Origin of the sequence: Micromonospora sp. NPDC049114, from assembly GCF_040648635.1 — a bacterium.
Taxonomy (GTDB): Bacteria; Actinomycetota; Actinomycetes; order Mycobacteriales; family Micromonosporaceae; genus Micromonospora.
Genome location: NZ_JBEZEA010000001.1, coordinates 133,828 through 154,104, shown reverse-complemented (window position 1 = coordinate 154,104; position 20,277 = coordinate 133,828). Strand labels below are relative to the sequence as shown.

The window sequence follows — 20,277 nt, the reverse complement described above, 5'->3', positions numbered from 1 at the left end:
CCAGGGTAGCCCGCCGGACGGCCCGGCCGGGCCCGACGGATGGGCCCCGGCTCGTGCCGCGACCGCTCAGCGGGCCCGCACGGCCAGCAGCGCCGTGTCGTCCTCGCGGTGCTGGATCGAGGCGAGGAGCAGGTCACACAGGTCGTCGAGGGGGACGGTGTCGGTGCCGGTCAACCGGTGCACCAGCTCGGCGAGCCCGTCGTCGATGGACCGGTCCCGACGCTCGATCAGCCCGTCGGTGTAGAGCAGCAGCGTGTCGCCGGTGGCCAGGCTTGTCGAGTGGCTGGTCCGCGGCGTCGGCCGGGCCAGGCCCAGCAACGGCTCCGGCGTCGCTTCGAGGACCTCCACCGCACCGCCGGCCCGCACCACCAGGGCCGGCGGGTGCCCGGCGTTGCACCAGGTCACCGCACGGACGCCGGAGCGCGGGTCACAGATGCGCACCAGCGTCGCGGTGGCCGCGATGGGCAGCCGCAGCCCCCGGATGGCGCTGTCCAGGTGGCTCATCAACGCCCCGACCGCGTCCGGCCGGCCGAACGCGTTGCCACGCACCAGGTTGCGCAGCTGGCCCATGGTCGCCGCCGCCTCGATGTCGTGCCCCGCCACGTCCCCGATCGCCGCGATCAGGTCACCGTCGGGTTGCACGAAGGCGTCGTACCAGTCGCCGCCCACCTCCACCCGGTCGGCCGCCGGCTGGTAGCGGGCCGCCAGCTCCAACTCCGTCACGACCGGCAGCCGCGGCAGCATGCTGTGTTGCAGCACCTCGGCGACGTGCCGCTGCTCGCCGTACATCGAGCTGTTGCCGACGGACTGCCCGGCCCGGCGGCCGATGTCCACGGCGGTGAGCAGGTCGCGGTCGTCGAACTGCTGACGGTCGGCGGCGTTGACCAGCGTGATCGCGCCCAGCACGGTGCCTCCGACGGCGCGCACCGGCACGCTGAGGTAGGAGGCGATGCCCAGCCGCTCGGCGATCGCCGACATCTCCGGATCGGTGGTGCCCCGCGCCACGTCGTCCAGCGACGCCACGCCGCCGAGCCGCGGCTGGCCGGTGCGCAGCACCGCCCGGATGATGGAATCCTGGCTCAGCCCCGTACGCAGCAGTTCGGCGAAGCGGTCGACGTCCGGCGCCCGGGCCGGATCACGGTGCACCGCGACCACCTCCCGGGGCTGTCCCGATGGCCCGACCAGCGTGAGCAGGCACCAGTCGGCGAGCAGCGGCACCATGGTGGCGGCGAGCCGGCGCAGCAACGTGCCCACGTCCAGCGTGCCGGCGAGCGTCTCGCTCACACCGGCCAGCAGCTCCAGCCGCTGGTGTGCCCGGACGACCCGCCGACGCGCCTCCTGCGCGCCGTCCAGCGCGATCCGCAGTCGCAGCTCCGACGAGCAGGCGGCGGCGAGGTCGGCGAGCGTCCGCAGCTGCCCGGCGGTCCACGCCCGGGGCTTGTTGTCGATGGCGCACAGCGAGCCGAGCACCCGGCCGGAGAGGTCGGTCAACGGCATCCCGGCGTACGCGACGACGCCGAGGTCGTCGATGGCCAGGTTGTCGCGTACGCGGGGGTAGAGCCGGGCGTCCGGCAACACCATCGGCACCTCGATGTCCACCACGTGCTGGCAGAACGAGTGGCTCAACGGGGTCTGCCGCCGCTGCGACCACGGCTCGGGCAGACCCACCGCGCCCGGGAAGAACTGTTGGTCGGCGGAGACCAGGGAGACCAGCGCGACCGGGACCTCCAGCAGGTCACTGACCAGTCGGGCGAACCTGTCGAACGCCTCGTCAGGTGCGGCCTCCAGACCGGTGTCGGCCAGCGCGCGCAGCCGCGCCGCGTCGCCGAGCGCCGGGGGTGGGGCGGTCGAACGTCGCGCGCTGGCGGGGGAGCCGTCGGTCATCGAGCACCTGTCTGCCGGGGCGGAGGCCGACCGGCCCTCCGATCCTTGGTTATACCTCGTCAGGGCCGGGACCGAACATCGGTGTGCCGAGTCTCGCCCGCGTCGACGCCGCGCGCCATCCCCCGGGACGCCGGATCACCGCCGTGCCCGCACCGGCCGTCGCGCCGGAGGCTATCGTCGGCGGACGTGAAGGTATGGATCCCGCATCAGGCCGGCCTGAACCTCGTCGGCGAGCTGCCCCCGGACGTGACTGTGGAGGTCGCCGAACACGCCGACCGGTTGCCGTCCGACCCGGCCGACGTCCGTTTCTGGGTGCCGCCGTTCCTGAGCGGGTCGGACGCGACCGCGCTGCTGCACGAACTCCCCGATCTGGAGGCGGTGCAGCTGCTCTCCGCCGGGGCGGACGCCTGGGTCGGCCGGATGCCCGAGGGGGTCACCCTCTGCGACGCCCGAGGGGTGCACGACCCGTCCACGGCCGAGTGGGTGGTCACCGCGATCCTCGCCCAGCTGCGGGCCTTCGGAGCCTTCGCCCGCGCGCAGGCGCAGCGGCGGTGGGCGTACGACGGCAACGCGCCGACCGACGAGCTGACCGGCAAGCGGGTGCTGATCATCGGGGCCGGCTCGATCGGCACGGCGGTGCGGGACCGGCTGGCGCCGTTCGAGGTGAGCTTCACCCTGGTCGCCCGGACGGCCCGGCCCGAGCAGGGCGTGCACGCCGTCGCGGAGCTGCCCCGGCTGCTGCCCGACGCCGACGTGGTGGTCGTGCTGGTGCCGCTCACCGACCAGACCCGTGGCCTGATCGACGAGGACTTCCTGGCGGCGATGCCGGACGGGGCGCTGCTCGTCAACGCGGCGCGCGGCCCGGTGGCCCGTACCGAGGCGCTCGTCGCCGAACTGGCCACCGGTCGGATCTCGGCCGCGCTGGACGTCACCGACCCGGAGCCGCTTCCCGCCGACTCCCCGCTGTGGACGATGCCGAACGTGCTGCTCACCCCGCACGTGGCGGGCTCGGTGCGCGGGCTGCTGCCGCGCGCGTACCGGCTGGTCGGCGACCAGGTACGGCGGTTCGCCGCCGGTCAGCCGCTGATCAACACGGTGGTCGACGGCTACTGATCGGGCCGCGCGGCAGGGGTCGGGCTCACGGGCCGGGTGTTTCAGCGGTCCCGTCCGGCAGCGTCTGGCCGGTGGCCGAGACCAGTCGGGGCAGGTCGGTGCCGCGGACTGCCGGTAGGAGGACCTGCTGGCCGTCGTCGAGGCGGGCGACGGCACGCCCGCGCGCGTCGGTGGCCAGCTCGACGACCCGGTCCCAGCCGATCCGACGTTGCCCGAACAGCGCCCGCAGGCGCAGTTCCCGGGCGTCGGCGTCGGTGCCGGCCCGCCAGGCCCACACGCCGACGGCGAGGGGGACGAGCAGCACCGGCAGCAGGTACGCCCGGGCGTTGGCCAGCGGCAGGGCGCCGACGAAGGCGATGACGGCGGCGGCCAGGACGGCTTGGTTGTAGCGGAAGCGGACCGTGTCGGGCGTACTCACCCCGCGATGATCCCACCCCTGGTCGGCGCGGGTCGCGGCGGGCGGCGCCACGGGGCCCGGAAGCCGTACAGTGACACAGGTCACTGCTTCGCGCCGGTGATCGACGCGTAACCAATCTGGTCGCCGGTCGTTTCCCACTGTTGGGCAGCGGACCCGCAACGTCCGCCGCCTCGCACCGCCGCACCGCCCCGTGCCCCCTCACGAAGGCGACCGCCGTGCTCCTCGCGTACCCGTTCCGTGTTCTCGTCCCCCGCCGGGCGGCCCCGGAGGTCGCCGTGTCCACGGCCGTGGCGCTGCTCGTCCTCGCCGGGGCCGCCGATCTGGTCCCGACCCCGGTGGTGATCGCGCTGTCCGGCGGCGCGGGCGCCACGCTCGCCGGCGTACGACTCTCCCGGCTCGCCGGCCACCGATCCGGCGACCCGCCGTCCACCGACCCCTCGTGGCGGACGGCAGCTGTGCTGCTCGACGCGGCGGTGGTGGCGGCCGGCTGCGTGGCCGCCGCGTTGCCGCTGGTCGACGCCGGGCACCGCGCTGCCGCGCTGCTCGGATCGCTGACCGTGGCGGTCCTGTCCGTGGCCGGGCTGCGTCGGCTCCCCGTCCGGCCGCCGCGCACGGCGCGGCTGCGAGGGCTGGTCGAGGCGACCGGCCCGACTGTCGGTCTGACCCTCGCCGGCTGGTTGCTGCTGCCCCCCGACACTCTGCCGGCGCCGGCCCGACTGGTGGCGGCGCTGGCGCTCGGAGTGCTGGGCATGGCCGCGCTTCACACGTTCACCGGGTCTTCTCGGCGCTCGGGCGACGCGATCTGCCGGGGCGGCGTCCTGCTCACCCTGGTCGGGCTGGCGCTGCTGACGGTCCTGCCACCCGCGCCGACGGGCCGGGCGGCGCTGCTCGCGGTGCCGCCGCTGGTGCTCGGGATGCTGCTGACCGCGCTGGGCGCGAGGTCCGCGGTGGCGACGGCCAGCGCGCAGCCGGTGACCGGGCCGCTCGCCGTGACCTGGCCACGGGTGGTGCTCCCGGCGTCGGTGCTGCTGCTCGCGGCGGGGCTGCACCTGGGATCCGGCCGCACTCCGGACCGGACGAGTGTGCTGCTCGCCCTGGCGGCGGTCCCACCACTGGTCCTGCGTGAGCTGCTGCGCGCCGGCGACGCGGGCGCCGGAGGGCGGCCCGCCGCACACCGCCGACGCCCCGATCGCACGGTCCGACAGCATCGGGCGGCGCAACCGCCCTGGCCGGGTACGACCGAGGGCGCGTCCACGCACGACCTGAGCCCCGACGCCACGCCGTGGTCGTCCGAGCCGGGCGCGACCGCCGGCGTCGACGGCGCCTGGCTTTCCGACGGTGGTGCCGCCGCGATGAACGGTGGTGCCGCCGCGACGAGCGGCGTCGACGAGGCGTGGCCCGACGTGGGTGTCGCCTGGTCGACGTTCGACCACCGGTCCGGTTCGGCCGGGGACCGGGCGGCGCTGCTGGACGCCCTCGCCGCCATCGGCGACGTGCCCGCGCCGACCGGCGCGCTGCTGCTGGTGGAGCTGCACGGCGTGGACGGGCTCGGCCTGGTCGCGCGGGAGGACGTGCTGGCCGAGGCGGTCCGGCGGGCTCGCGCGGTCGTCGGGCCCGACGACCTGGTGACCGGCTGCACCGGCACCGGCTTCGCGGTGGTCACCCCCGCCGGGCCGGTGCTGGCGTACGCGCTGGGCACCCGGCTGCTGACCGCGCTGACTCCGCCCTACCAACCGGCCGGGTCGGTGCTGCGCGTGCAGGCGAGCATCGGGCTGGCCGAGGTCGGTGGGGCGGGGCCTGCCGACGTGCTCCGTCAGGCCGAGCTGGCCCGGCGGCGTGCGGTGCAGCTCGGCCGGGACCGGGTCGAGTGGTACGACGCGTTCCTGGAGGAGCAGTTGGTGCGCCGGCTCGACCTGGAACGTGAGCTGCCCGGCGCGGTGGCGCGGGGGGAGCTGGACCTGGTCTACCAGCCGGTGCTCGACCTGACCGACCGGCAGCCGGTGGGCGCCGAGGCGCTTCTGCGCTGGCGCAGCCCGGTGCTGGGCACGGTGCTTCCGGCCGAGTTGCTGCCGGTCGCCGAGGATCTGGATCTGGTCGGTGAGTTCGAATGGTGGGTGCTGGACCGGGCCTGCCGACAGTTGGCCGACTGGTCGGCGGGCCCCCGTGAGCTGTGGATGGCGATCAACGTGACCACCCGGGAGTTGACCATTCCCGACTTCGTGCAGCGCACCGCCGCGGTGCTGGCCGCGTACGGGGTGTCGCCGGAGCGGTTGGTGGTGGAGGTGGCCGAGCCGCAGATCGGCGCCGACCTGTCGACAGTGGTGGCCCGGCTGGCGGGGCTCCGGTCGCTGGGTGTCCGCACCGCGCTCGACGACTTCCGGGCCGAGCACGCGTCACTGGCCCAGCTGCGCCGCCTGCCGATCGACCTGCTGAAGGTGGGCCCCGAGCTGGTGGGGGCACAGCCGGCGGGCCAGCCGCCGTTGATCGACGTGGTGGTCAGCGTGGGCGAGCGGTTGGGTGTGGAGATCGTCGCCGAGGAGTTGGAGTCACCGGCCCAGGTCGAGGGGGCGCGTCGGGCCGGCTGCCGCTACGGGCAGGGCTTCGCGCTGGCCCGTCCGGCCACCGCCGAGCGGGTCGAGGCGTACTTCGAGGAGTTCCCCTCGGCGTCCCGCTGAGGCACTGAACCGGTTCACTTGTCGCGCGGCGGTGCGGTGCTGCCGCGCGGGGTCAGCTGCGGACTCTCGTCCTGCACGCGCGTCGCCGGCTGCCCCCCGATGACGGCCAGCAGGTGGCGGGCGGCGTGCGCGCCGTACGCCGGGATGTCGCGGCCCAGCGCCGTCAGGGGCGGGTGCACCAGCCGGCACAGGGGCGAGTCGTCCCACGCCACGATGGACAGGTCGTCCGGCACGGTGAGGCCCATCTCCTGGGCGACCGAGAGCCCGGCGACGGCCATCACGTCGTTGTCGTAGATGACCGCCGTGGGCCGCGCGGCGGAGCTGAGCAGTCGGCGGGTGACCCGGCCACCCTCCTCACCTGTGTAGTCGGAGAAGACGGTGACCGCCTCGGTCAGGCCGAGGCGCTGGCACACCGCCGCGAAGGCGTCGGTACGGATCTCGGTGTGGCGCAGGTCGGGCAGGCCGCCGACCCGGGCGATGCGGCGGTGCCCGAGCGCCACCAGGTACTCCACCGCCTCGGTCAGCGCGACCGCGTCGTCGGACCAGAGGCTGGCCAGCTCGCCGGTGCCGCCGGGCCCGCCGATCACCACGGCCGGCAGTTGGAGCTGTTGCAGGGCGGCGATGCGGCGGTCGTCGGTGCGCAGGTCGCAGACGAGCACCCCGTCCACCCGGCGCTCGCCCCACCAGCGCCGGTACACCGCGATCTCGGCGTCGTGGTCGGCCACCACCTGGAGGGTCAGCGCGTACGAGCGGGCCGAGAGTTCGGCCTCCACACCACTGATCAGCGCCATGAAGAACGGCTCGACGCCCAGCGTCCGGGCGGGCCGGCACAGGGCCAGGCCGACGGCGCCGGCGGTGGCGGCGGAGAGCGCCCGCGCGGCGCTGCTCGGGCTGAACCCGATCTCGGTAGCGATGGCGAGAATGCGTGCCCGGGTGGCCGCCGAGACTCCGGGCTGCCCGTTCAGCGCGTACGACACGGCACCCTTGGACACGCCCGCGCGACGGGCGACGTCGGCGATTGTCGGCCGCTTCACCGGCGTGCTCCTCTACCGCTCGGGGCTCGTCAACCGGTCTTTGACAGCCCGGAAGTCGAATCGTACGGTGGCTGAGCTTATCCGGTTCAGTCCACGTTCTCTCGACCACGAAGGTCACGAAGGTGCGGTGAAGTCTTGAGTCGACAGGCACTCCACGACGGCTGGACCCTGCGGGCGGCACCCGGAGCGCAGGTGCCGGCGGAGATCGCCGGTCGGTCCGTGCCGGCGACCGTCCCCGGGTGCGTGCACACCGACCTGCTCGACGCCGGGCTGATCGCCGATCCGTACCTCGACGACAACGAGCTGTCCCTGGCCTGGATCGGGCGTACCGACTGGCACTACCGAACGACCTTCGGGGCTCCGGCCGGCGACCACGACCGGGTCGACCTGGTCTGCGCCGGCCTGGACACCGTCGCCACCATCAGCGTCAACGGGGTCGAGGTCGGCCGTACCGAGAACATGCACCGCGGTTACCGGTTCGACGTCTCCTCGCTGCTGCGCGACGGCGACAACGACCTGGCCGTCGCGTTCGGATCGGCCTACCGCTACGCCGAGGCGCAGCGCGACCGCCTCGGCGACCGCCCCAACGCGTATCCGGAGCCCTTCCAGTTCGTCCGCAAGATGGCCTGCAACTTCGGCTGGGACTGGGGGCCGACGCTGGTGACCGCCGGCATCTGGCAGGACATCGCCCTGCACGCCTGGTCAACGGCCCGGCTGGCAGGCGTCCGCCCGCTGGTCACCCTCGGCGGCGGCGACGGCCGGGTCGACGTGCACGTCGAGGTCGAGCGGGTCGCGGACGTCCCGCTGACCGTCCGCGCCACAGTCGCCGACGCCCATGCCGAGGTGGTCGTTCCGGCCGGGCAGCGCACGGCCGTGCTGACCCTCACCGTCCGCGAGCCCGCGCTGTGGTGGCCACGAGGGTACGGCGAACAGAGCCGTCACCTGCTGGAGGTGACCCTGCACGCGCCGGACGGGGACACCCTGGACGGCTGGTCGCGGCGGATCGGCTTCCGCTCGGTGCGGCTGGACACCACCCCCGACGAACACGGCACCCCGTTCGTGCTGTCGGTCAACGACGTTCCGGTCTTCGTCCGGGGAGTCAACTGGATCCCCGACGACGCGTTCCCCACCCGGATCACGCGCGATCGGCTGGCCGGGCGGTTCGACCAGGCGATCGGGGCCAACGTCAACCTGCTGCGCGTCTGGGGCGGCGGCCGGTACGAGTCGGAGGACTTCTACGAGCTCGCCGACGAACGCGGTCTGCTCGTCCAGCAGGACTTCCTCTTCGCCTGCGCCGCGTACCCCGAGGAGGAGCCGTTCGCCAGCGAGGTCGCCGCCGAGGCCGCCGAGCAGGTGACCCGGCTGACGCCGCACCCGTCGCTGGTCCTGTGGACCGGCAACAACGAGAACATCTGGGGCTGGCACGACTGGGACTGGCAGGAACCCCTCGCCGGCCGCACCTGGGGCCGGGGCTACTACCTCGACGTCCTGCCCCGCATCGTCGGCGAACTGGACCCGACCCGCCCGTACTGGCCGGGCAGCCCCTGGTCGGGCACCGACGCCGTCCACCCCAACGACCCGGCGCACGGCACCACCCACATCTGGGACGTGTGGAACACCGACGACTACACGAAATACCGGGAGTACGTCCCGCGCTTCGTCGCCGAGTTCGGCTACCAGGCCCCACCGGCGTACGCGACGCTGCGCCGGTCGATCTCCGACGAGCCGCTCGCGCATGACTCACCCGGGATGGCGCACCACCAGAAGGCCGCCAACGGCGACGCCAAGCTCCAGCGGGGCCTGGACGCGCACCTGCCCGCCCCGGCCGACTTCGACGACTGGCACTACCTGACGCAGCTCAACCAGGCGCGGGCCATCCAGCTCGGGGTGGAGCACTTCCGCTCCCACCGCGACGTCTGCGCCGGCACGATCGTCTGGCAGCTCAACGACTGCTGGCCGGTCACCTCCTGGTCGGCCGTCGACGGCGACGGTCGCCGCAAACCCCTGTGGTACGCGCTGCGCCACGCGTACGCCGACCGGCTGTTGACAGTGCAGCCCCGCGACGGTGGGCTGGCCCTGGTGGCGGTGAACGAGACAGCCGAGGCATGGACCGCGCCGGCCACGGTCACCCGCACCACCCTCGCCGGGGAGCCGAGGGCGAAGACCTCGGTCGACCTCGACGTCCCGGCGTACTCCTCGGTGGTGCTGTCGCTGCCGGCGGAGCTGGCGCGGCCGGACGAGAGCCGCCGTGAGCTGCTGGTCGCGGAGGCTGGCGACGCCGTGGAGCGGGCGCTGTGGTTCTTCGCCGAGGACCGGGACGTCGAATGGCCGGCGGCGGCGTGGGACGCGACCGTCGAGCCGGTCGAGGGCGGTCAGCGGGTCCGGGTGACGGCGCGCACGGTGCTGCGCGACCTGACCCTCTTCCCGGATCGGCTGGATGCCTTAGCCACAGTGGACAGCGCCCTGGTCACCCTGCTGCCCGGCGAGTCGACGACGTTCACGGTGAGCGCGGGCGCGTCACTGGACGGGGCGGCCCTGACCCGTCGGCCGGTGCTGCGCTGCGTGAACGACATCGAGCGGAGCTAGGAGACCGTTACCGGCCGACCGGCCCGGAGGCTGGTGCGGTGGTAAGCGTCATACCTGTGAGTCATATCTATGACTCACAGGTATGACGCTCGTCGGCGCGTGTGCCGTCCGGCCACCGCCTTGGCCGCTAGTTGAAGATTTCTTCAAGTGATAAAGTCTTCGTGTCGACCGGGGAGGGGTGTTCATGTCGGTGCCGCTGTACCAGGCGAAGGCCGAGCTCTTTCGCACCCTCGGGCATCCGGTGCGCATCCGGGTGCTGGAGCTGCTCCAGGACGGCCCGAAACCGGTCCGCGACCTGCTCGCCATGATCGAGGTCGAGGCATCGAATCTCTCCCAGCAGCTCGCCGTGCTGCGGCGGGCCGGAATGGTCACCTCACACCGCGACGGCCCTCTCGTCATGTACGAGCTCAGCACCCCCGACGTCGCCGACCTGCTGGCCGCCGGTCGACGCATCCTCGGCTCGGTCCTGACCGACCGGGACTCCCTCCTCGACGAGTTGCGCGCCACGAGCGGCGACCGGTGAGCGTCGCCATCCGGGCGACCCGTGAGCGGATCCTCGGGCTGCTGCCCGGCCGGGCCGACTGGGCGGCCGTCCACCGTTCACCGCGCCGCGACCTGCTGGCCGGGCTCACCGTGGCGGTGGTGGCGCTGCCACTGGCGTTGGCGTTCGGCGTCACCTCGGGGCTCGGCGCCCAGGCCGGTCTGATCACCGCCGTGATCGCCGGCGCGGTGGCCGCCGTCTTCGGCGGCTCCAACCTCCAGGTCTCCGGGCCGACCGGGGCGATGACCGTGGTGCTGGTGCCGGTGGTGCAGCAGTTCGGAGCCACCGGCGTGCTCATGGTCGGGGCGATGGCCGGCCTGGTGCTGATCGCGCTCGCCGTGGCCCGCCTGGGCCGGTACGTCCGCTACCTGCCCACCCCGGTGCTGGAGGGCTTCACCGCCGGCATCGCCGTGGTCATCGCCCTGCAACAGGTGCCCGCCGCGCTCGGCGTCACCGACGCGCACGGGGAGAAGGTCTGGGCCGTCGCCGCCGACGCGGTAGCCCGTTTCGTCGTACACCCGCGGCCGGCGGCGCTCGCGGTGGCCCTCGCCGTCGCGGCGCTGATGCTGCTGGGCGCCCGGTGGCGGCCCGGCCTGCCATTCTCCCTGCTCGGCGTGGCGGCCGCCACCGTCCTCGTCGAGGTCGCGCCGCTCGACCTGGTCCGGATCGGTGCGCTGCCGCAGGGCCTACCAGCGCCCTCACTCGGCTTCCTCGACCTCGGCGCGCTCGGCGTGCTGCTGCCCAGCGCGCTCGCCGTCGCCGCGCTCGCCGCCCTGGAGAGCCTGCTCTCCGCCACCGTCGCCGACGGCATGACCGTCGGCGAGCGGCACGACCCGGACCGGGAACTCTTCGGTCAGGGGCTGGCCAACCTCGCCGCCCCGCTCTTCGGCGGCATTCCGGCGACCGCCGCCATCGCCCGTACGGCGGTCAACGTCCGCGCCGGGGCGGCCTCGAAGCTGGCGGCCCTCACCCACGCCGTCGCCCTCGCCGCCATCGTGCTGGCCGCCGCGCCGTTGGTCGGCCGGATCCCGCTCGCCGCCCTGGCCGGGGTCCTGCTGGCCACCACGGTCCGCATGGTGGAGGCTGGTTCGTTGTGGGCGCTGGCCCGCGCCACCCGGGGCGACGCGATAGTGCTGGTACTCACCTTCGCCGTCACGGTGATCTGGGACCTCGTCACCGCCGTGGCGGTCGGCGTCGGCGTCGCCGTGGTGCTGGCCCTGCGCGCGGTAGCCCGCAGCGCCCGGCTGGAACAGGTGCCCCTCGACCCCGGTGAACACAGCGACGAGGAGTACGCGCTGCTCACCGAACACATCGTCGCGTACCGGCTGGACGGGCCGCTCTTCTTCGCCGCGGCCCACACCTTCCTGCTCGAACTCTCCGAGGTCGCCGACGTTCGCGTGGTCATCCTCCGGATGTCCCGCGTGACCACCATGGACGCCACCGGCGCGCACGTCCTCGGTGACGCGATCCGGCGGCTGCGCGGACGCGGCATCGCCGTCCTGCTCTCCGGCATCACACCCGCCCACGACCAGGTGCTCACCACCCTGGGGGTGGCTGACGAGCTGCGCCGCGAAGGGCTGGTCTTCACCGACACGCCGGCCGCGATCCGGCACGCCCGTGCGGCCGCGCTCTCCGTGGCGGGCGACCCGGCTGGCCGGGGGTAACTCGCACGAAGTGCGCCACCGGGCGGCCGTGTGATGATCTGGGCATGGTCAGCCGTTCGGAAACAGGACCCGCCGCAGGGAGTCTCACCCAACTCGCAGATCAGCTCCGGCGATTCGCCGAGGAGCGCGAGTGGCAGCAGTTCCACACGCCGAAGAACCTGGCGATGGCGCTGTCCGGCGAGGTCGGCGAAACCTCGATGTGCTGATCTGCGACGAGGCCCACCGCATCCGTAACAGGTCAAGCCGCCGCGGCGGGTTCACCGGGAGGTCCCGCAGGTCCACGAACTGATCGCGGTCGCCAAAGTTCCGGTGTTCCTGCTCGATGACGATCAGGTGGTTCGCCCAAACGAGGTGGGAAGCGTACGGATGATCCGCGAGGCGGCGGACAGCTTGTATCTCGAGGTGGACTACATCCATCTCGGCGCGCAGTTTCGTTGCGGCGGCAGCCCTCGGTACGAGCGTTGGGTGAGGCACCTTTTGGGGCTGGCCGACGGTTCCCCCTACCGGTGGCCGGCCGACGACGACTACCGCGTGGCGCTTGCCCCCTCACCGCAGGAGATGGAGGCTCTGCTACGGCCACGCAACGAAGCCGGCCAGTCGGCCCGGATCTCGGCCGGCTTCTGCTGGCCCTGGAACGAACTACCCCGCGGAGGCCGGCTTGTTCCGGATGTGTCCATAAACGGCTGGCGGAGGCCGTGGAACGCTGCCGGCGACCATCCACCGAGGGGCATCCCGTCTGGCTCCTACTGGGCTACCGATCCACGGGGCTTCGACCAGATCGGCTGCCTCTACACAGCCCAGGGCTTCGAATACGACTGGTCCGGTGTGATTTTGGGCCCGGACCTGGTGTTTCGTGACGGGCAGCTCCGCAGTGCGCCGACGAAATCCCATGACAGCGCGATATTCAAGAACGGGCGGGTCTCGCAGGGCGCTGACCGGCTGATCCGCAACGCCTACAAGGTCCTGCTGACGCGGGGCATGCGAGGGACGTTGATCCATTCGGTGGACCCGGAGACGCAGGATTTCCTTGCGGGCCTGGTGCCTCCACCGCGTAGGGCAAGGCCGCAGATCGCACCGGGCGTGGTAGGAGTCGCCCAAAACGACCCTCCGACCGCCGTTAAGCCTGATCGACCGGCGCACGCCCCGGCGACCGCAGGTGGTGAAGCCAACGGGCGCTGACCGCCGTTGTCGGACTCCGGACTTTGTTCGGCCTCGGCGCGAAGCCGTCCTGGGAAACGGATGTGCAGGTCGACGGCGGTTGTATCGGCCAATGGATCGGATGGACGGGAAGGCCGACCAATTCTGTCACCCTACGGAGGCTGGGCAGTGTCCGAAAGTGATGGGGAAGTACCTCTCATGACTACGTGGGTACACGATCCACAGGTACCTGTCGGCACCGAGAGCAACTTGCGGCGACACGTTCCCGGCCGACCAGCGTTGTGCGGTGAGGCCCCTTCGAATAGGCCATCTGGGGGTTCATGCTGCCTGGTACACCTCGTCGAGGTGCCACTCCAGGAACTCGCGATGCGGACGGTCACGAGTGGCGGCCGGGACGGTGATCGACGTGCCGGCTCGGGCGTAGAACTGTTCGCCGTTACCGAACTCGGCCCGCAGGCGCGGACTGACCATCAGCCGATGCTTGGGGTCGATGCCGAGATAGCCGTGGTCGAAGAGGGTGTGCACGTCGGACCGGAGCAGCATCCCGTTGTCCAGCCTGTGCTCACCTCCGGCAGGGAGAGGTTTGATGTGCGCCGCCTGAAGCACCGGCTGAATCCGGTCACCGGTGATAGCGCACCGCCGGCCGTAGGCGTCGAGCACCACGGCCTTGAACGATTGTTGCCCCAACCGGTTCGGCGTCAGGCGAGGGTCCCCGAATACCGGGCCGGGTCTGTGCCATGGCTCGCTGAAATCGACCTCAATGGGGGCGCTGAGCAGCCTGCTTATCAGCACCTCGAAGTAACCGGAGGGCGTCTCGTTCGCGAGGACGTATCCCTTGCCCTGAACGATGTTCGAGGCGAAGTCTGGCGGCGGTCCGGTGGGTTCGTCGGCGGGGAAGAAGACGGTGTCGCGGATCAGAACGCAACCGATCAGCGGATCCTCGGAGGCCGGGATGGGCCCCGACCGATATTTCCCAATGATCCGCCGCATCCCGGCGAGGTCCGAGACTCCGTTGCCTTCCTGGAACAGGTCCCAAGCCTCCGACACGCGCAACTGCGCAAAGCCACTGAAGAAGCCACCGCCCACCACGCGGTTGTGCGGGTGGTGGGTCTTGAAGAAGAAGGGCTCGCCGGGTGACAGGGCGCGGAAGGCCCGAGAGCCCGCGGGACGCCAGAAGTTGACCTCGGCGAGGTGCGGACGAGCCGCCAGAAACCGGAACCAGTCCCCATCGGTGACTCCGACATAGGCTCTCACGGGCCCATTCTGTCGCTCGGCAGCCATTCCGTCAGCCCTGGTCGATCAGCGCCGCCATGCCGAACCTGCTCAACGGGCACTTCGGCGTGGGAGCGAGTGCATGGCCGACCTTGTCGAATGGCTGGCTGGCAGTCAACGGAGCGCGGCGATGATCTGCCCGATGGAGGTGGACGGGTTGCCCTCCGGGGGCGGGTCGAGTCGATCAGCGCGCCGGCAGGCGTCCTCAATCCGGTCGCGGAAGTTACCGAAGTCGAGCCTGGTCTTGTCCCAGGAGGGGATGTGCTCCCGCAGCAGGTCGCGGGCTCGCTTGGCGTTCTCCACGAATCCTGATGGGGCCGCTTGGCTCGGCGGATCAAACTGAAGGCGTGCAGCGACCTACCTGGGGAGGCAAGGTGACTCAGCGCTCGCAGCACCAGCGGGGCCGGTGCCCTGTCTGTAAACGCGTGGTAGCCCTCACCGCTGACGGGAGAGTTGCGCGGCACAACGGCACCATTCGTGCCTACACCCCGCCCGAGGAGTGCCCCGGGAGTGAACAGCGAGCGGAAGCCGCAGGGCCATGAGCAAAAGCGCGGCCCTGCACGGATCCAAGTCAAACTGGACAGGTGCCACGCAGGTGCCAAATGCAGCCCCACGGTGCCAGGATCCTTCGGGACGGGACAGCTTCGATGGCGGCGCGAAGAGGCGCCCTGACCTCGCCAACGCTCATCGTGGTGGTCGATGCTCAGCCAAGGATGCTGATGTAGCGGCGTGCCGCCTCCGAGCTGCCTTGCACCAGGGCCATGGCTTCGGCAAGGCGCTGCTTGCTCTGCTCGCCTCGGGCGATAGCTTCGGCGATCGTCGGATGCCCGGTGCCAGCGGAGATTGCTCGCAGTCGGGCCAGCATCTGTTCAGTGTTCTCGGCGGCGGCCCGGATCTGGGTGATCGTGATGTTGCCCTGCTCGGCAGCCTGCATCAGCGCCGCCTTGACTTCCTCGATGCTGGCCATGTCGCCCTCCGTCTGACGATCGCGCAACGAGTTCACGTTTGCGTGGTCGGACGGACACTATAGGAGATGAAGGCGGCTCGCCGCCCTGCTGATCACAGGTATTCGGCTGCCGTGCGTTCCACGTCGGCGATGAACTCTTCGAGCTGCGTCTCGGTGGGATCGCGGTCCTGAAGCAGCTTGCCAAGGAACACGATCTGCATCTGAAGGGCGATCTCGGGGTTGAGATTGTCGATCAGCCCGACCTCTCCGAGGGCCGCACGGACCAGGCCTTCCATCTCCAGGGTGGGCAGCGACTCCGCGCCTGGGAACTGCCTCTGCGTCTCGGCGACGAAGCTTGCCACGTCGGTAGGGGAGTGAGCGGCGGCGAAGCGATCGTTGACCGCGATGGCGAACGCAGCGCCGATCACCTGGTTCCCGCCGCGCCATCCGGAGGTCTCCAACCCATCCAGGAGTTGGTCCACCGTTCCCCAGTCACGCCGTGCCATCGCGCGGATCAGGTCGCTGAACTCGGTCCGTACGCTCACGATCTCGTAACCTCGCTATTCCCTTGCGGATCGACTGGACGGAGCGGTGGACGGCGACGCTCGCTACCAGCGCCACCACGACAAGGTGCCCTGCCGCATCCGGTGCTTCGTTGAGGAGACGTTGCCCGACTGTAGGGCCGGCCGCCGGGGTTGTGGTGCCCGGTTGTTGAGCCCCTGACGGGCCTTGCGGGCCTCGGACGATCGTGAACGCTTCCCTGGCCGCTGCCACCGACTTCTGGGTGTTGTCCTGGACGTCCTCCACCTTCCTGGTCATCGTACTCAGGAAGGAGGCGACGTTCTTCCGTGCGGATTCGCGCTCCACCGTCTCGGCGAGTAGATCTTTGCCGGACGGGGTGGCCGAGTCGGTCGGCTGTTGAGTCGGGGCGGAGCCGGGGGCGACCACGTTGGAGTAGGTGCCGATGCGGTCGGCCGCCTCGGTGATCAGGCGGGCGAGTTTGCCGGCCTTCTCACCGGCAGTTCTGCTTTCGGTTACGGCGCCGGTGAGATCGGGATGACTGCTGCCTTGCGCTGCCTGGGCGTAGTACGACTTGGCTTCTTCTGCGTCAGCCTGGGCGCGTTGTGCGACAACCGCGGCGCTGTGCAGGGTGTCGATGGCTTTGCGCAACTGGGCAACGACATCGCCGAGGCTTCCGCTCATCCGAGGATGGCGAGGTAGGCGGCAGCATGATTCTTGGCCGCAGTGATTCGGCGAAGCACCAACTCGACTTCGTCCGCGGCCTCGCGGAGCGCCCTGCGGGACTCCTGCGCCTCGTCACGTTCACTGCCGTGCAGGGCGGCGATTGCAAGCGCGGACGCATCGGCGAGCCTGACGTTGGCCTTCTCGATGCTTATCCGGGCCTCGTCGAGCGCTTGATCGCCCATCCGGATCGTCACCTTGACATCGCCGATGGTCACTGCCGCACGTTAGCCGAACCCGGTCGTCGAGCGCAGCCCCGCCGACGGGCGGGTGTCCCAGGCGCCCCGAGACACCCGCCGAAGCATCAGCGGGAGGTGCGGGTGGTGCTCAGGAAGTTGGCCCAGGCGATAGGGGTGAAGGTGAGAGCCGGGCCGAGCGGGTCCTTGCTGTCGCGTACGGCGACGACGCCGGGCAGATTGTCGGCAACCTCGACACACTCTCCGCCGTTGCCCGCGCTGCGGGTGCTCTTGCGCCAGGATGCGCCCGTCAGGTCAACCATGGTGGATCTCCCCGATGATCTTGTTGATGAGTTGGAACGATTGTCCCTCATCGAGGGCGAGTGACAGCAGGCTCGACCAGACCTTTTCGTAAGCCGCGAACTCGTTGGGGCGGTCGAGGTAGAGAGCGCCGGTGATCGCCTCGCTGTAGACCAACGGCGGCTCAGGCGTGCTTCGGTTGCCGAGTGGAAATTCAAGAAGCACGAACTCGCCGGCAACGGTCCCGTGGTGAGGCCCTGCGATCAGGGGTAACACGCGAATCGAGATGTTTGGCAGGCGGGTCAGCCCTAGCAGGTTGTGGAGTTGATCCGCCATGGTCTCGGGGTCGCTTACCGGCCGGAGGAGCACCGACTCGCAGAGCACCACCTGCACCTGCGGGGCCTTTGGCAGGCGGCGGGTCAGCAGCGACTGCCGTTGCAGGCGAAGCTCCACCGCACGCTCCCGGTCGTCGTCGCTCATGTCGGGCTGGTCGATGCGGTAGATGCCTCGGGCGTAGTCGCGGCTCTGCAAAATGCCGGGCACGAGGCTGTTCTTGTAGAACCGCAGTCTCGATGCCGCGGATTCGAGGCCGACGTACAGCTCGAACCATTCGGGGACGGCGTCGCCGTACGCGTGCCACCACCCCTTGGCCTTGGTCTCGCCCGCCAACGAGGTCAGCGCCCGGGTCAGTTCGCCCGTCGCCCCGTACAGCTCGCACATCGCTCGGACGTCGACGCCGCGCACCGAGCCGAGCCCGCTCTCGATCCGCCACACCTTCTGCCGGCTGCACTCCAACGCCTCGGCGACCGCGTCGAGGGTCGCCCCAGCCTCGGTGCGCAGGTCACGTAACGCCCTGCCGAGCTGCCGTCGGGGCACCGTCGAGCCCATGTCGTCGGCCACGCGGCCTTCCTTCCTGTTGAGTCTTGCAACATCCCGACGGCCGTTCTGCAACAGGGGAATGTTGCCCACAAATACTGGAACAGTGTGCGTCGACATTCATTGTGATAGTGCCCCTGACCTTACAAGATGGGTCCGACAAAGGCGATGACCGCGCAATTCCCGTCACCTGTCAATTGCCGATCGAATCCGTCAGTGAGGAAAAGGCATGCGCGCGATTCTTCGAGCCGAGCCGACGGCCGTCCAATGAGCGCCCGTTGGGTGGCGCATCTGCCGTTCACCGCCGCCGCCGACCTGCCGGCCGCCCAACACTTCGCCGGCACCCTGGCCCGATCCCTGAGCTTCCTGTCCGAAGTGGACGTGGGTGAGACGGCCGTGTCCGCCGAGGACGCTCAGGGCGTACGCCATCGGGTCTTCTGCGACCTGCCGCTCGACGGCGGCCGGCGGTGTGTGCGCCGCGTCGAGCACGACGGCGACTGCGCTCCCTGGCGGTGCCGGTGACCGCCGCGCCCGTCGTCGTCTGCCCGGACTGCGACGGGATGACCTTCACGCTGGAACCGTGCCGGTGCACCACCTACGGCAACCGGTTCATCGCCGATGCCGACGCGCTCGGGCCGCGCCGGGAGGCGTACCGGAGTTGCGAGCAGTGTCGCGGCGCGGGCAGCATCGCGTACCCCTGTTATCGCTGCGGCCGGCGCGGCCGGCGGCGGGCGCAGCTCGTGGTCACCGTCGCCAACCTGGACACCGGCGCGGTCGCGTCCCACCAGGTCGTGCCCGGCGGCCTCGACCCCCACCGCGACCCGGCGGGTGCGTGGGTGATCGACCTTGCCGCCCGCCTGGCTCGGCTCTGCGCGCTGGCTGACCTGCTGCTGCTCGACCTGGTCGTCGAGGCCCGCCGGCAGGGCCCGGGGTTCGGGTGGGCCATCCGGTACGAGGTGCCCGGCTCCTCGGTGCCGCCCGGCACGCCCGCCTGGCACCGGGATCTGCCGGAGGCGCTGACCCGCACCGACGTGGCCGACGCGCTCACCGGTCTCGCCGAGCGCGGCTTGACCGCCCCCGCCCGGCTGTTGCGTCCCGACTCGCCCCGGCCACCCGCCACCCCGGCCGTGGACGTCGACCAGCTCGAACGCCGCATCCTCGCCGACTGCGTCGATCCGGCCCACGGCGACGAGCTGCCCGACGCGCAGGCCCTGTGGCGCGACGGCCGCTGGTGGCACACGACCCTGCGTGCCGGTGAACCGGTGGAGATCCTCGCGGAGCAGCTCACCGGTCAGGTGGTCCGGCGGGTTCGGGTGCCATTGAGTCGCGGCTTCGAGCCACCCGATGCGTCCTGGTGGGGCGAACCCGTCGACTGGCGGCCCTGCCCGGACTGCCGGCCCGAAAGCCGGCTGCGTGCCTGCGACTGCCGGCTCGGCGGACGGCCCGCCGACCTGGACTGCCCGCACTGCTGTGGTGCCGGTCTACGCCCGTCGGCGCTGCGCTGCTTTACCTGCGGCGACACCCACCGCCTGCACCGAGCTGGGCTGGTCACCGTCACCGACCTGCGGCACCGGGTGGTGCACCTGGCCTGGCAGGCCGGTACGCCCGAGGTCGCGCCGCTGGTCGCCACACAGCCCAACGGTCGGCCCGTCGTGCAGCTCCCCGACCGCTACCGGCTCGGTTCCTGGGCCGCCGTACTCGGCGCGCGACCCGAGGACCTGCGCGACGCAGACGGCGGGCACGACCTCGACCGGGCCCTGCGCGACGGGTACGTAGCCCTGCCCTGGGCCGGCTCCGACCCGGTGGGGGAGCACGTGCGCGCTGCCGGGCGGGGCGCGGCCGCCGGCCGGCTGATCGTGGTGGCGGCACCTCCCGACGCGCCGCCGTTGGCCGAGCTGCTGCGGCTCGCACTCGGTCTCGACCTGGCGCTCGTGGTGGCCGTGTGCGACCTGCGGCACAATGCCGGCGATCCGCTGCTGGCTGACGGCCTGCGCTGGTCCGTTGAGGTGAAGCCATGCGACGCAGCCGTGAGCCCCGACGACCTGCCCTACCGGCCGAGCCTGGCCGCCGCCCTCACCTGGTGCCGGGAGTGCCTGACCGACGCCGTCGCCGGTGCCGCCCCGACCGACCCGGCAACACCGATCCCGGTGCCATGGTCGGGGCCGCGCGACCTCGCCGCCGACCCGGAGCCGGATCTGTTGCGGCTCGCCTCCCGGCATGCCGGGCAGGCGGTCACCGTGCGCTTCACCCGCGCCGGCTGCGCCGTGCACCGACACGACGACGACGGCGTACGCCTCCTCGCCGAAGCCCCCGACCTGCGCGACCTCCGGTTGACCTGAGGCATGTCCGGCAGCGTTGACCGACACGAGATCGCCGATGTCGCGGTATCCGG

The 20,277-nt window shown here is 71.6% G+C and carries 19 protein-coding genes and 1 pseudogene; 9 read left to right on the top strand and 11 right to left on the bottom strand.

Annotated features, from left to right (window positions below):
- Nucleotides 1-66 precede the first annotated feature (66 nt).
- Complete coding sequence (locus tag AB0B39_RS00720) at nt 67-1,884, bottom strand: SpoIIE family protein phosphatase (RefSeq protein WP_357494168.1); 1,818 nt, start codon at nt 1,882-1,884, stop codon at nt 67-69.
- Between the two features lie 186 nt (nt 1,885-2,070).
- On the opposite strand from AB0B39_RS00720, the gene AB0B39_RS00715 reads away from it, so the two are divergent.
- Nucleotides 2,071-2,997 carry a 2-hydroxyacid dehydrogenase gene (locus tag AB0B39_RS00715; protein WP_357494170.1) on the top strand — a complete coding sequence of 309 codons (927 nt, stop codon included), beginning with the start codon at nt 2,071-2,073 and terminating at the stop codon, nt 2,995-2,997.
- Nucleotides 2,998-3,022: 25 nt separating this feature from the next.
- Here the strand turns inward: AB0B39_RS00715 and AB0B39_RS00710 are convergent, their stop codons facing one another.
- Nucleotides 3,023-3,415 carry a PH domain-containing protein gene (locus tag AB0B39_RS00710; protein WP_357494172.1) on the bottom strand — a complete coding sequence of 131 codons (393 nt, stop codon included), beginning with the start codon at nt 3,413-3,415 and terminating at the stop codon, nt 3,023-3,025.
- 215 nt (nt 3,416-3,630) lie between these two features.
- On the opposite strand from AB0B39_RS00710, the gene AB0B39_RS00705 reads away from it, so the two are divergent.
- Nucleotides 3,631-6,090 carry a GGDEF domain-containing phosphodiesterase gene (locus AB0B39_RS00705; RefSeq protein ID WP_357494174.1) on the top strand — a complete coding sequence of 820 codons (2,460 nt, stop codon included), beginning with the start codon at nt 3,631-3,633 and terminating at the stop codon, nt 6,088-6,090.
- A 14-nt stretch (nt 6,091-6,104) separates the two neighbouring features.
- Here AB0B39_RS00705 and AB0B39_RS00700 read toward each other — a convergent pair whose 3' ends face one another.
- Nucleotides 6,105-7,124, bottom strand: a complete 1,020-nt coding sequence (locus AB0B39_RS00700; protein ID WP_234581306.1) for a LacI family DNA-binding transcriptional regulator — start codon at nt 7,122-7,124, stop codon at nt 6,105-6,107.
- A gap of 135 nt (nt 7,125-7,259) precedes the next feature.
- On the opposite strand from AB0B39_RS00700, the gene AB0B39_RS00695 reads away from it, so the two are divergent.
- From AB0B39_RS00695 to AB0B39_RS00675, 5 genes and pseudogenes are all read left to right on the top strand, one after another.
- On the top strand, nt 7,260-9,710 hold the full coding sequence (locus AB0B39_RS00695) for a glycoside hydrolase family 2 protein (protein ID WP_357573146.1): 2,451 nt from the start codon (nt 7,260-7,262) through the stop codon (nt 9,708-9,710).
- A 184-nt stretch (nt 9,711-9,894) separates the two neighbouring features.
- A complete protein-coding gene (locus tag AB0B39_RS00690; protein WP_357494178.1) occupies nt 9,895-10,233 on the top strand; it encodes a metalloregulator ArsR/SmtB family transcription factor in 339 nt (112 codons plus the stop codon).
- Nucleotides 10,230-11,915 carry a SulP family inorganic anion transporter gene (locus AB0B39_RS00685; RefSeq protein ID WP_357573145.1) on the top strand — a complete coding sequence of 562 codons (1,686 nt, stop codon included), beginning with the start codon at nt 10,230-10,232 and terminating at the stop codon, nt 11,913-11,915. Before AB0B39_RS00690 ends, AB0B39_RS00685 begins: the two co-directional genes overlap by 4 nt.
- Nucleotides 11,916-11,959: 44 nt before the next feature.
- Nucleotides 11,960-12,106 (top strand): annotated as a pseudogene (locus tag AB0B39_RS00680) (nucleotide pyrophosphohydrolase); the annotation flags it as partial.
- Between the two features lie 118 nt (nt 12,107-12,224).
- Nucleotides 12,225-13,094, top strand: coding sequence for a DNA/RNA helicase domain-containing protein (locus AB0B39_RS00675; RefSeq protein WP_357573144.1), 870 nt, complete (start codon nt 12,225-12,227; stop codon nt 13,092-13,094).
- 297 nt (nt 13,095-13,391) lie between these two features.
- Here AB0B39_RS00675 and AB0B39_RS00670 read toward each other — a convergent pair whose 3' ends face one another.
- The 8 genes from AB0B39_RS00670 to AB0B39_RS00635 all read right to left on the bottom strand — a co-directional run bounded on the left by AB0B39_RS00670 (nt 13,392) and on the right by AB0B39_RS00635 (nt 17,909).
- Complete coding sequence (locus AB0B39_RS00670; protein WP_357573143.1) at nt 13,392-14,327, bottom strand: HNH endonuclease; 936 nt, start codon at nt 14,325-14,327, stop codon at nt 13,392-13,394.
- A 132-nt stretch (nt 14,328-14,459) separates the two neighbouring features.
- Nucleotides 14,460-14,648, bottom strand: coding sequence for a hypothetical protein (locus tag AB0B39_RS00665; RefSeq protein ID WP_357573142.1), 189 nt, complete (start codon nt 14,646-14,648; stop codon nt 14,460-14,462).
- 400 nt (nt 14,649-15,048) lie between these two features.
- Nucleotides 15,049-15,312, bottom strand: a complete 264-nt coding sequence (locus AB0B39_RS00660) for a hypothetical protein (protein ID WP_357573141.1) — start codon at nt 15,310-15,312, stop codon at nt 15,049-15,051.
- A 92-nt stretch (nt 15,313-15,404) separates the two neighbouring features.
- Nucleotides 15,405-15,836 carry a hypothetical protein gene (locus AB0B39_RS00655; RefSeq protein ID WP_357573140.1) on the bottom strand — a complete coding sequence of 144 codons (432 nt, stop codon included), beginning with the start codon at nt 15,834-15,836 and terminating at the stop codon, nt 15,405-15,407.
- On the bottom strand, nt 15,784-16,494 hold the full coding sequence (locus AB0B39_RS00650) for a hypothetical protein (protein ID WP_357573139.1): 711 nt from the start codon (nt 16,492-16,494) through the stop codon (nt 15,784-15,786). The genes AB0B39_RS00655 and AB0B39_RS00650 overlap by 53 nt, the downstream gene beginning before the upstream one ends.
- Nucleotides 16,491-16,751: a hypothetical protein gene (locus AB0B39_RS00645; RefSeq protein WP_357573138.1), complete on the bottom strand. Its 261-nt coding sequence runs from the start codon at nt 16,749-16,751 to the stop codon at nt 16,491-16,493. Before AB0B39_RS00645 ends, AB0B39_RS00650 begins: the two co-directional genes overlap by 4 nt.
- Before the next feature lie 86 nt (nt 16,752-16,837).
- A complete protein-coding gene (locus AB0B39_RS00640) occupies nt 16,838-17,032 on the bottom strand; it encodes a DUF397 domain-containing protein (protein ID WP_357573137.1) in 195 nt (64 codons plus the stop codon).
- Complete coding sequence (locus AB0B39_RS00635) at nt 17,025-17,909, bottom strand: helix-turn-helix transcriptional regulator (RefSeq protein ID WP_357573136.1); 885 nt, start codon at nt 17,907-17,909, stop codon at nt 17,025-17,027. Before AB0B39_RS00635 ends, AB0B39_RS00640 begins: the two co-directional genes overlap by 8 nt.
- A 243-nt stretch (nt 17,910-18,152) precedes the next feature.
- On the opposite strand from AB0B39_RS00635, the gene AB0B39_RS00630 reads away from it, so the two are divergent.
- The gene (locus AB0B39_RS00630; RefSeq protein WP_357573135.1) at nt 18,153-18,407 is read left to right on the top strand and encodes a hypothetical protein; all 255 of its coding nucleotides are present in this window, start codon (nt 18,153-18,155) and stop codon (nt 18,405-18,407) included.
- A complete protein-coding gene (locus tag AB0B39_RS00625; protein ID WP_357573134.1) occupies nt 18,404-20,224 on the top strand; it encodes a hypothetical protein in 1,821 nt (606 codons plus the stop codon). Before AB0B39_RS00630 ends, AB0B39_RS00625 begins: the two co-directional genes overlap by 4 nt.
- Nucleotides 20,225-20,277 lie beyond the last annotated feature (53 nt).

Coding starts and splice junctions, on each gene's coding strand:
- AB0B39_RS00720 (WP_357494168.1), bottom strand. CDS start 1,884: ATGACCGACGGCTCCCCCGCCAGCGCGCGACGTTCGACCGCCCCACCC.
- AB0B39_RS00690 (WP_357494178.1), top strand. CDS start 9,895: ATGTCGGTGCCGCTGTACCAGGCGAAGGCCGAGCTCTTTCGCACCCTC.
- AB0B39_RS00660 (WP_357573141.1), bottom strand. CDS start 15,312: ATGGCCAGCATCGAGGAAGTCAAGGCGGCGCTGATGCAGGCTGCCGAG.
- AB0B39_RS00650 (WP_357573139.1), bottom strand. CDS start 16,494: ATGAGCGGAAGCCTCGGCGATGTCGTTGCCCAGTTGCGCAAAGCCATC.
- AB0B39_RS00640 (WP_357573137.1), bottom strand. CDS start 17,032: ATGGTTGACCTGACGGGCGCATCCTGGCGCAAGAGCACCCGCAGCGCG.
- AB0B39_RS00630 (WP_357573135.1), top strand. CDS start 18,153: ATGAGCGCCCGTTGGGTGGCGCATCTGCCGTTCACCGCCGCCGCCGAC.